The organism is Pseudomonadota bacterium (genome assembly GCA_030860485.1).
In the GTDB taxonomy this organism is placed as follows: domain Bacteria; phylum Pseudomonadota; class Gammaproteobacteria; order JACCXJ01; family JACCXJ01; genus JACCXJ01.
The window spans coordinates 1-8,640 of the sequence record JALZID010000252.1 but is presented as its reverse complement, the minus strand read 5'-3'; the positions used below and the strand labels follow the sequence as shown (position 1 = coordinate 8,640).

Genomic DNA, 8,640 nt, shown 5'->3' with positions numbered 1-8,640 from the left:
ACTCCCACTTTTCGAGCTGCGTCCGTTCAGCCGTTTCAACTCGATCGACAGCCTCGTGTTCGGCATGACCGTAAGCATAGCAATTGCCAGAGAATCTGTCAAGTTATTTAAGGGACACTCCACTAGCGAGCCCGGCCCTCGAAAACCTGGCCTCGCTGAATTTCGCCCGCCCGGCCTATGCCATGACCCTGGTCGGCAGCGTCACGAGCCAGGGCGATGTCGGGATGCGGGCGGACACGCCCGCAGCACCTTTGGTGTCGACGGCACCGGCGTCACGGTGGGAGCCCTCTCCGACAGCTTCAACTGTCTAGGGGGTGCGGCGGCGGGGGTCGCGAGCGGCGATCTGCCGGCCGGGATCGTCGTACTCGAAGAACCACCCTGCGGTCCGGACGCCATCGATGAGGCGCGGGCGATGGCCGAGATCGTCCATGATGTCGCCCCGGGGCGGCGATCGCCGTCCACACCGCCCTTGGCGGGCAAGCCAATTTCGCCCAAGGCATCATCGATCTCGCCAACGCCGGGGCCAAGGTGATCACCGACGACATCATCTATTTCGCCGAGCCGATGTTCCAGGACGGCATCATCGCCCAGGCGGGCGACCTGGTAAAGGCGCGCGGGATCAGCTACTTCAGCGCGGCCGGGAACGATGGTCGCCAGTCCTATGAGTCCCCCTTCCGCGGTAGCGGGCAGTTCAGAGATCTTGGCGAAGGGCCTGAGGAGTTGCACGACTTCGATCCAGGTCTCGGGGTTGATACCTGCCAGCAGATCACCATTCCGGTGGGCGGGACGTTGCGCCAAATCTTCCAATGGGATGAACCCTTCTTCTCGATCAGCGGGCCCCCGGGATCGCAGAGCGACCTGGACATCATTCTCACCGACGCGGCTTGTAACCTGGGTCTCGCCGGCAGCGCTGACTGTCAACGTCGGGGGCGATCCCTTCGAGTTTTTCAGCTTCGTAACGCCGGTCCCGCTACCACCTTTGGGATGATCATCCTGCAGTTCTCCGGTCCGGACCCAGGGTTGATGAAAACGGTGAACGTCGGGAGCGGCTCCATCACGATCGATCAGTTCGACACACGCAGCAGCACCTCCTTCGGCCACAGTGTCGCACGCGGGGGCCTCGGCGTGGCGCGGCCGATTACCGGGATACGCCCGCGTTCGGGCAGAGCCCGCCGCTCATCGAGACGTCCTCTTCGGCCGGAGGCACCCCCATTTTCTTCGATACCGCCGGGAACCGGCTCGCCACACCCGAGGTCCGCGCGCAGCCGGCCATCACGGCGCCGGATGGAGCCGACACCACGTTTTTTGGCGGCAGTGACCCGGACGCGACCGGCTTCCCGAACTTCTTCGGGACCTCTGCCTCCGCCCCGCATGCCGCCGGGGTCGCGGCCTTGATTACGCACCGAAACCCATCATTCGGCCCTGACGGTATCTATTCCGTTCTGAAAGGCACGGCCGTCGACATGGACGATCCGGCGACCGCCGGCTTCGACACCGGATTCGACTTCGGCACCGGTTTCGGGTTGATCCAGGCCGACGCGGCGCTCGCTGCGGTCGCAGCACCACCGCCACCACCGCCGGCAATCCCACCGCCCGGGCCCCGGCCGGTTTCCACTTGTCAGGCCAGGACTTGCGGGGTTCGGCTGACCTGCCAGGACCCGAGTACCTCATGCACCAGCCAGGTCAATCTCACCGTGCGTGCCAGTGCCGTCAGGCTCGGCCGTGACCCCGGAGCGTCGGCCAAGGCGCGCCTCCGGATCACGTTCGCCGCCGCCGTGGTCAACGTCCCGCCGGGTCGCACCGACACCTTCAAGCTCCGCCTCAGTAGGAACGGCAGAAAGACCATCAGGCAGGGAAACGTGAAGAGACTCAAGGGCAGGGTGCAGGTGAGGAATATCAGCGGGGCCATCGTCAGCAACACGCCAATCAACATCCGGCTCATTACCAGGAGGCCCAGGTGACGAGCCCCGCCCTGACCCTCCCCCCGCTATCGCAAAGAGAGAAACCGGAAACTCCCTCCCGCACTATGCAGGGAGAGCGGGAACCTCCCTCCCCTGTCGGTGCTGTTTGCGGACAAGAGCCGGGGTGGGGGTCCGGCGACGACCCAGACCAGATCTACGGGATTCTCAAGGCAGCGGCTGTCGACATGGACGACCCGGCGACCCCGGCGTTCGATAAGGGCTTCGACGCCGGCTCGACGTAGTGTCAGCTACGCCTTCGCCGTCTTTCAGTCCGTGCGGCCCGGCCTCGCGACGAGCAGTGGTGAGAAATGCGGGCTAGCTAACAACACCCCGTCCCACAGCCGCCGGTTCCGTTGACCGAAGTTACGAGCGCCCCTTTGGTGTCGGCGGCCGGCCGCCTCGTACCCGCGGGCGCGCACCAGGGCACGGGGTCGCCGGGCGTCATCGGGGTGATGCCGATGAAGTCGTCTCGATAGGCCCCCTCGGTCAGGAACCTGAAGCTCCGTTCGCACACGGCGATTCGCGCCCCGCGCGCATAGACGTGCCCCTCGTCGTCGCTCACCGAGGCGTAAGGCCCGCGGTAGATGACCGCCTGGCCTACATCGAGGCAGGGCGTACCCGCGCCCTTGACCGCGCTCAGGACCACCGAGCGGAATTCGATGCCTTCGACCACCTGCCACGGCTCTTTGCCCCACTCGGCGTAGCGGACCGCCAGGAAGCCCGCATCCAGAAAGGCCTTCAGGAAGCCCTCCTCCTGGAAGGCCCCCGACAGGCAGCCGGTCCAGAGCAGCGGGTCCGCCTTGAGCCGTTCGGGGACCGGCTCGTCGCTCACGATGTCGGAGATGGCGACCCGCCCGCCCGGTTTGAGGACCCGATGGACCTCGGCGATGAGCGCGGGTTTGTCCGCATCGGGCACGAGGTTCAACACGCAGTTCGAGACCACGAGATCCACGGAGCCATCAGGCACCAAGGGGTGCTCGCGCCGCTCGCGCCTCTCGAGCTCCCTTAGCGCGACCAGATCGTCGAGCGATCGGACCGGATGCCGGTGCAGATGCTCGGCCAGCTTTTCGAGGTCGAGCGCGAGGTCCTGGATGCGCGCCTTGCAGAAGCGCACCCGGTCACCGCCGAGCTTCATCGCCATCACGCCCTGGTACTTGCGCGCCAGGGCCAGCATGTCGTCGTTCATGTCGATCCCGATGACCCGACCCTCGGGCCCCACGATCTGGGCCGCCAGATAGCACACCTTGCCGGCGCCGCTGCCGAGGTCGAGGACGACGTCGCCCGGCCGCATGTAGGGTGTCGGGTCGCCGCAACCGTAATCGCGCTCGATGATCTCCTCGGGCAGGAGAGCGAGGAGCGCGGGGTCGTAGCTCATCGGGCAGCACAGCGCCGCCTGTTTCGCCTTTGCGCCCTCCGAGTAACGGTTCAAGACCTCTACTTCGACGTTCATCGCCATCCTAATCACATCCTCCACAGATTAATTAATAGACGCCCGCTTACTGTAAAGCGCCCCCGCAACTGCTGCCCTGGCCGGCGGTACAGCCGTAGCAGTGCCCCGCGACCGCGATCGGCCGGCCCGCAAGCCCGCGACCGATGAGGTCGCGAAGCCGGGCGGGGCGGCTGCGGGTCGGGAGCGGGATCCCCAACATCTGATTGAAGTCGCAATCATACACATGGCCCCGCCAATCCACGCTCAGGAGCGTGCGGCACATGACGGTCTCCAGGTTCTCATCCCGGTGCGCCGCCCGCAGCAGCGCCATATAGCCCTGGTATTCGCCGCGCGCACAGAGGGTGCGCGCGAAGCGCTCGATGGGCATGTTGGCGACGGCATAGAGGGCGTTGAAGACGATGCCGTGCTCGCGGGCCAGTCGTTCGCGGTAGTCGGCCTCGAGCGCGGCCTGCGGCGGGGGCAGATGGGGGCCCTGCGGGTTGTAGACGAGGTTCAGGGTGAGCCCCGTCCCGGCTTGACCGTAACCCAGCGCGTTGAGGCGCTTGAGTCCCCGCAGGCTCGCGGCGAATACCCCCTTGCCGCGCTGGGCATCGACATTGTCCTCGAGATAGCAGGGCAGCGAGGCCGTGACCTCGACCCCCGCTCCCGCCAGGAACTCGGCCAGCCCATCCTGGCCCGGCTCTTCGAGGATAGTGAGATTACAGCGGTCGATGACATGTACCCCAAGCCCGCATGCCGCACGCACCAGATCGCGGAAATGCGGGTTCAGCTCGGGCGCGCCCCCGGTGATGTCCAGGGTCTTGACCCCGGACGCCGACAGGAAGGCGACGACCTCGTCGATGACCCCCCGGTCCATCTCCTCGGTGCGCTTGGGGCCGGCGTTCACATGGCAGTGGACGCAGGCCTGGTTGCAGCGATAACCGAGGTTGACCTGTAACGTCGATAGGCCCCTGCGGCGAATCGCGGGGAAGGTCGTCTGTCGCTGACGGGTCGCCCTTGAGTTGATCCCCCTTAAGTTGATCCCCCTTGAGTTGATCACATTGGGCGCCATGTCCCGTACCTCGCTCAGGGCTCGTTCAGCGACCAGCCGTAGTCATAGTAGAATAGTCGATCGGCCCCGCATAGCCGCGCAGGCGCTCGGCCAGCTCCGGCCGAGCATAGCGCAGTGAGATGGCCCACTACCCCGGCCTCCGTCCCATCGAAGTTCCTTCCTGATACCAGTCTGGAGGCGCGAAGCTCGCCATCCTGCCACACGGCGCCGCGCGGATGGTTGACGTAGTCATGGGGGCCCTGCTCGAGCAGCCGCTCCAGGTGATCCCCGTGTAGGCCCGCCCCGCCAGGTTGGGACAACCGATGCTAGCACAGTTGAGCGCGTAGTGGATTCGCGGATCGCGCCAGATAGGCCGCAGGACCCAGTGCGCGATGTCGTTGAGCGAGAGCGCCCGCCCCCCCGGCCACCTTCACGATCGCATCGTCCCAGGGCCCGCGGAACAACCACCTGCCACCGATTTCGCGGATGCTCTTCACCGGTAGTGCACGAGCACCAGATCCACGGTCAGGGCGTTGTACAGGTTGATCCGATAGGCCTCCTGCTCCGATAGCGTCTCGGGTCCAGCGCCTGCCCCATGGCTATCCACCTCAGGACCGAAATTAATGCCCCCTGCCCCTTTGCTCGCGCCCCGTCGTGGCGGCTGATCACCCGTAGAAACATGCTATTATTTTAGTAAACCCATGCGAAACAACGGAGGGCGGGTGCACGGTTGTGACCCCCACTACGCCCATCCCAAAGAACGGGTATGCGAGATGATTCACCCTGCAGTGAACTCTGGCTCGCCGCATCGTCCCCTACATAGCCGCGATGGCAGCCGTTAGGCAGTACCGGGACGCCCTGCCACAGGGCGCCGAGCTTCTGTGGTATCGGATCCAGGAGGTCCTGGGCCAGGGCACCTTCGGGACCACCTACCTCGCCGAAGACCTGAACGACGGGCGCATCGTCGCGATCAAGGAATACCTTCCCCCGCAGGTGGCCCGGCGCGGGGAAGAGCAGGGGCTCCAACCCCTCTCGGATGTGCTCTTCGACGACTACGCCGCGGGTCTCGGGCGGTTCATCGCGGAGGCCGAGAACCTGTACCGGTTCGATCATCCCCACATCGTCCGGCTGGTGGACCTGTTCGAGGCCAACAACACCGCCTATCTCGTCATGGAATATGAGGAGGGGGAGAACCTGCAGTCGATCCTGTCGCGGCGTGCCACCCTCTCGGAACACGAGATCCTGCGCCTCCTGTTCCCCCTCCTGGATGCCCTGGAGGCGCTGCACGACCAGCAGTTTGTCCATCGCGACATCAAGCCGAGCAACATCTTCATTCGCCAGAACGGCAGCCCCATGCTCCTCGACTTCGGCTCGGCGCGGCAGATCGCGCCCGCAGAAGTGCATCCCTTGACCAACCTCGTCTCGCCCGGATTTGCACCCATCGAACAATACAGCTCGAGCCCCGAGAAACAAGGGCCTTGGACCGACATCTACGCCCTGGGAGCGACCCTCTACCGGGCCGTGACCGGCGCCATACCGGCGCAGGCGACCGCGCGCGCCGAGGCCGTGGTGCATGGGGGCAGAGATCCCCACGGCCCGGCTTCCGAATGCGCCGCGGGTCTCTACTCCGAAGGCTTGCTCAACGCCATCGACTGGGCCTTGCAGTTCAGGTCCCAGGATCGCCCGCAGTCGATCGCCGATTGGCGCAAGGCCTTCGACACCGGTTCGGAGGGCTGGCGGGCGGACGACCCGCCGGCCTTGGTCTACAAACCACAGGTAACGAACGATGAGAGTCCCACGGAGCCCGGACAGCCCTCGACTGCACCGGCCCTGCGTGCCCTCGTGAGCCACCATAATTCATCTGTTTTTGGTCGAGCGGGGGAGGCCCGACGACTCGAGAGGCGGACCGTGCGTCCCGACCGTCGACGGCATGCGGTGGTGGGCGTTTTACGCGCTCACTGGGCACAGGCCGCAGCCCTCATCGGCCTCTGCATCGGCCTTGCCGGGATGCTCGCGGGGCCGGAGCGGGACACGGGACAGCCCCCGCCCAAAGCCGCTGCCACGCCGCTGCCGCTCGCCGAGACCACCCCACTGCGTCCACCCCCCGCGGGCGGATCCGACCTCGGCTGGAGCGACACCTTCGAGGTGTACGGGCTCGCGGGTCGCACCGAACCGGCATCGAAACCGCAGCCCGAGGACCTTCCCCCGGATCCGCGCGACACCGTCCAGGGACTCTTGCAAGGCGCACGGGAAGACCTGGGGGCCCATCGTCTCACCATCCCGGAGGGGCAGAGCGCCTACGACAAGTATCGCCAGGTTTTGGCCCTAGAGCCCGGCAGCCGAGCGGCCGCAGACGGGATCCAGTCCATCCTGGACCGGTACCTCGCCCTCGTCTACCAGGAGATCGAGGCCAACGACCTCGTGAGCGCCCAGCGCTTGCTGAGCCGTGCCGCCAGCATCTCGCCGGAGGCCCATCGTGTGACCTTGGCCCGCCGGGCGCTGTTCGCCAAACGCTACGGGTGAGCGCGCCAGGAGACCACCTTCAACGATCGCCCCCGCTCCGGTGTCGGCGACTGGCTGCGCCGCATGATCTCGCCGCGCTACGGCGACGGGCCGCACTGAGACACCACGCGAGAGGCGTGTTAGGCGATCATGAGCTGCTTGGTGCGGTTCACCGCTAGGCGCGCAGCCGCACCAGCAGATACGAGCTCTCTAGCAGGTTCAGGTAGCGATACACGGTGGGTTGCGCCACCCCGAGGTCCCGACCGAGCTCCGTCTGGTTCACGAGCTGACCGAGCCGGAGACAGGCCGCCCGCATGAGCCGCCGGAAGTCCGGCAGCGCCGCGATCGACGAGAGCGCCTGGAGGTCGCGCTCGAGATAAGTGCGCACGTAGCCCTCGAACCACATCACCCGGTCCGGCGCCGCAGGTGCAAGCCCAGAGGCCTGCGCCTCTGCCCGTGCCGGCAGTCCGATAAAATCGTATTTCACGCTGGTCACGTCAAAGTCCGGCTCGCGCTGGAACGGGCGTCGAGCCCAGGAAGTCCTCGAACGCTGAGGTCATCGGTGGACCGGCGGTGCACGGCGAGGACTTCACCGTAGCCGATCACGCCGACCCCATGCCCAACCGGCACGACACTGGCCTGCGGAGCCCCCGAGGGCAGTTGCGAGTGTTGTCTGCGGGCATCTGCCGGAAGTGGAGCGGCGGCGGTGTCGGACGAGAAGGCCGGAAGCGAAACCAAATCTTCAAGCATAAACCGGTCTCTAAGGGACATTCAGTGAACTATTTCACTGAATCAACCGGCTGGATATCGTATGTTATTTATGGTTCCACCGAGCTCGGGTCGCCAAGCGCGGCACTCCCGCGCAGCGGCCAGGCGCCGAGTTGGGAGGGCCGACTGCGTGACCCCGCGAGGGGGACGGGGCTGATCTATTCGACCTGCCTGGGTTGGCGCAGGCGTTGCCGGGTGGCAGGGTTCAGCGGGATTCATGGCCGTAGGGTGGGAGATGCGACCTTGGATTGGCATCATCATGTTCCGGAATATCCGCGCCATGCCCTCTCGCGGAGGAATACTCGGGCACGTTCATAAGAAATGCGACAGTTCCCCAAGGCCCCCAGAAAGACCGGCCGCCCCCGTCAAGGTATCGCCTGTCCGTACCGGACGCGCGTCCCGGGCGGAGCAGGGATGCTCGCTCTGAGCTTGTGCCTATGCGCAGGCTGCGCCTGTTATGCCACCCACTGCGCGTGTCAATACCCCGCTCGGCAGGGTCGTTCCGCTGCGTTTTCCAGGCCGCATAATCAAAGCGGGCGATCCGGACAACAATATTGTCAAGAGTATTCAGCATCGCCTCAACGAAGTAGGCTGCGGGCCGATTGAAGAAACAGGGGTCTTCGATAATGAAACGGCGAAAAGAGCCGTAAAGCTGTTTCGGCCCGGTTCCCTGATCCGAACGGCCTGCCGCTACTCATCGACGGCGAAGTTGGACAAATCACCTGGAGTGCGATGTTTGGCACCTCATCGGTGCCTTCAAACTCCTCCCCTCCCTCGCCGCTAGTGAAAGCTGCCATCGAATTTGGGTGAAGATCTTTTTTAACGACAACAGATCAATAGGTTATGAGCGAAAATGCTTGGAAGAGAGGGCACTCCGTGGTAGGTATGGGTTTCTCTAGATCATACGTCCCACAAAGGAGGCCCTCTCA

Annotated in this window: 8 protein-coding genes and 1 pseudogene; 2 read left to right on the top strand and 7 right to left on the bottom strand. The window is 65.2% G+C overall.

Going from position 1 to position 8,640, the window contains the following annotated elements:
• Positions 1-201: 201 nt before the first annotated feature.
• Positions 202-1,101, bottom strand: coding sequence for a hypothetical protein (locus M3461_15590; GenBank protein MDQ3775662.1), 900 nt, complete (start codon positions 1,099-1,101; stop codon positions 202-204).
• A 362-nt stretch (positions 1,102-1,463) separates the two neighbouring features.
• Between M3461_15590 and M3461_15585 the strand changes: the two genes are divergently transcribed.
• Entirely contained in the window at positions 1,464-1,961 is a 498-nt protein-coding gene (locus M3461_15585) for a hypothetical protein (protein MDQ3775661.1), read from the top strand.
• 319 nt (positions 1,962-2,280) lie between these two features.
• Here the strand turns inward: M3461_15585 and M3461_15580 are convergent, their stop codons facing one another.
• The 5 genes and pseudogenes from M3461_15580 to M3461_15560 all read right to left on the bottom strand — a co-directional run bounded on the left by M3461_15580 (position 2,281) and on the right by M3461_15560 (position 5,048).
• Complete coding sequence (locus M3461_15580; GenBank protein ID MDQ3775660.1) at positions 2,281-3,411, bottom strand: methyltransferase domain-containing protein; 1,131 nt, start codon at positions 3,409-3,411, stop codon at positions 2,281-2,283.
• 46 nt (positions 3,412-3,457) lie between these two features.
• A complete protein-coding gene (gene arsS, locus M3461_15575; GenBank protein ID MDQ3775659.1) occupies positions 3,458-4,462 on the bottom strand; it encodes an arsenosugar biosynthesis radical SAM protein ArsS in 1,005 nt (334 codons plus the stop codon).
• A gap of 14 nt (positions 4,463-4,476) precedes the next feature.
• Positions 4,477-4,761: a hypothetical protein gene (locus M3461_15570; GenBank protein ID MDQ3775658.1), complete on the bottom strand. Its 285-nt coding sequence runs from the start codon at positions 4,759-4,761 to the stop codon at positions 4,477-4,479.
• A gap of 26 nt (positions 4,762-4,787) precedes the next feature.
• Positions 4,788-4,811, bottom strand: a pseudogene (locus tag M3461_15565) (hypothetical protein).
• A gap of 123 nt (positions 4,812-4,934) precedes the next feature.
• A complete protein-coding gene (locus tag M3461_15560; protein MDQ3775657.1) occupies positions 4,935-5,048 on the bottom strand; it encodes a DUF547 domain-containing protein in 114 nt (37 codons plus the stop codon).
• A gap of 221 nt (positions 5,049-5,269) precedes the next feature.
• On the opposite strand from M3461_15560, the gene M3461_15555 reads away from it, so the two are divergent.
• Positions 5,270-6,964 (top strand): serine/threonine protein kinase, encoded by a 1,695-nt coding sequence (locus tag M3461_15555; GenBank protein ID MDQ3775656.1) that lies wholly within the window; start codon positions 5,270-5,272, stop codon positions 6,962-6,964.
• Positions 6,965-7,118: 154 nt separating this feature from the next.
• Here the strand turns inward: M3461_15555 and M3461_15550 are convergent, their stop codons facing one another.
• Positions 7,119-7,439, bottom strand: coding sequence for a DUF4143 domain-containing protein (locus M3461_15550; protein MDQ3775655.1), 321 nt, complete (start codon positions 7,437-7,439; stop codon positions 7,119-7,121).
• Positions 7,440-8,640 lie beyond the last annotated feature (1,201 nt).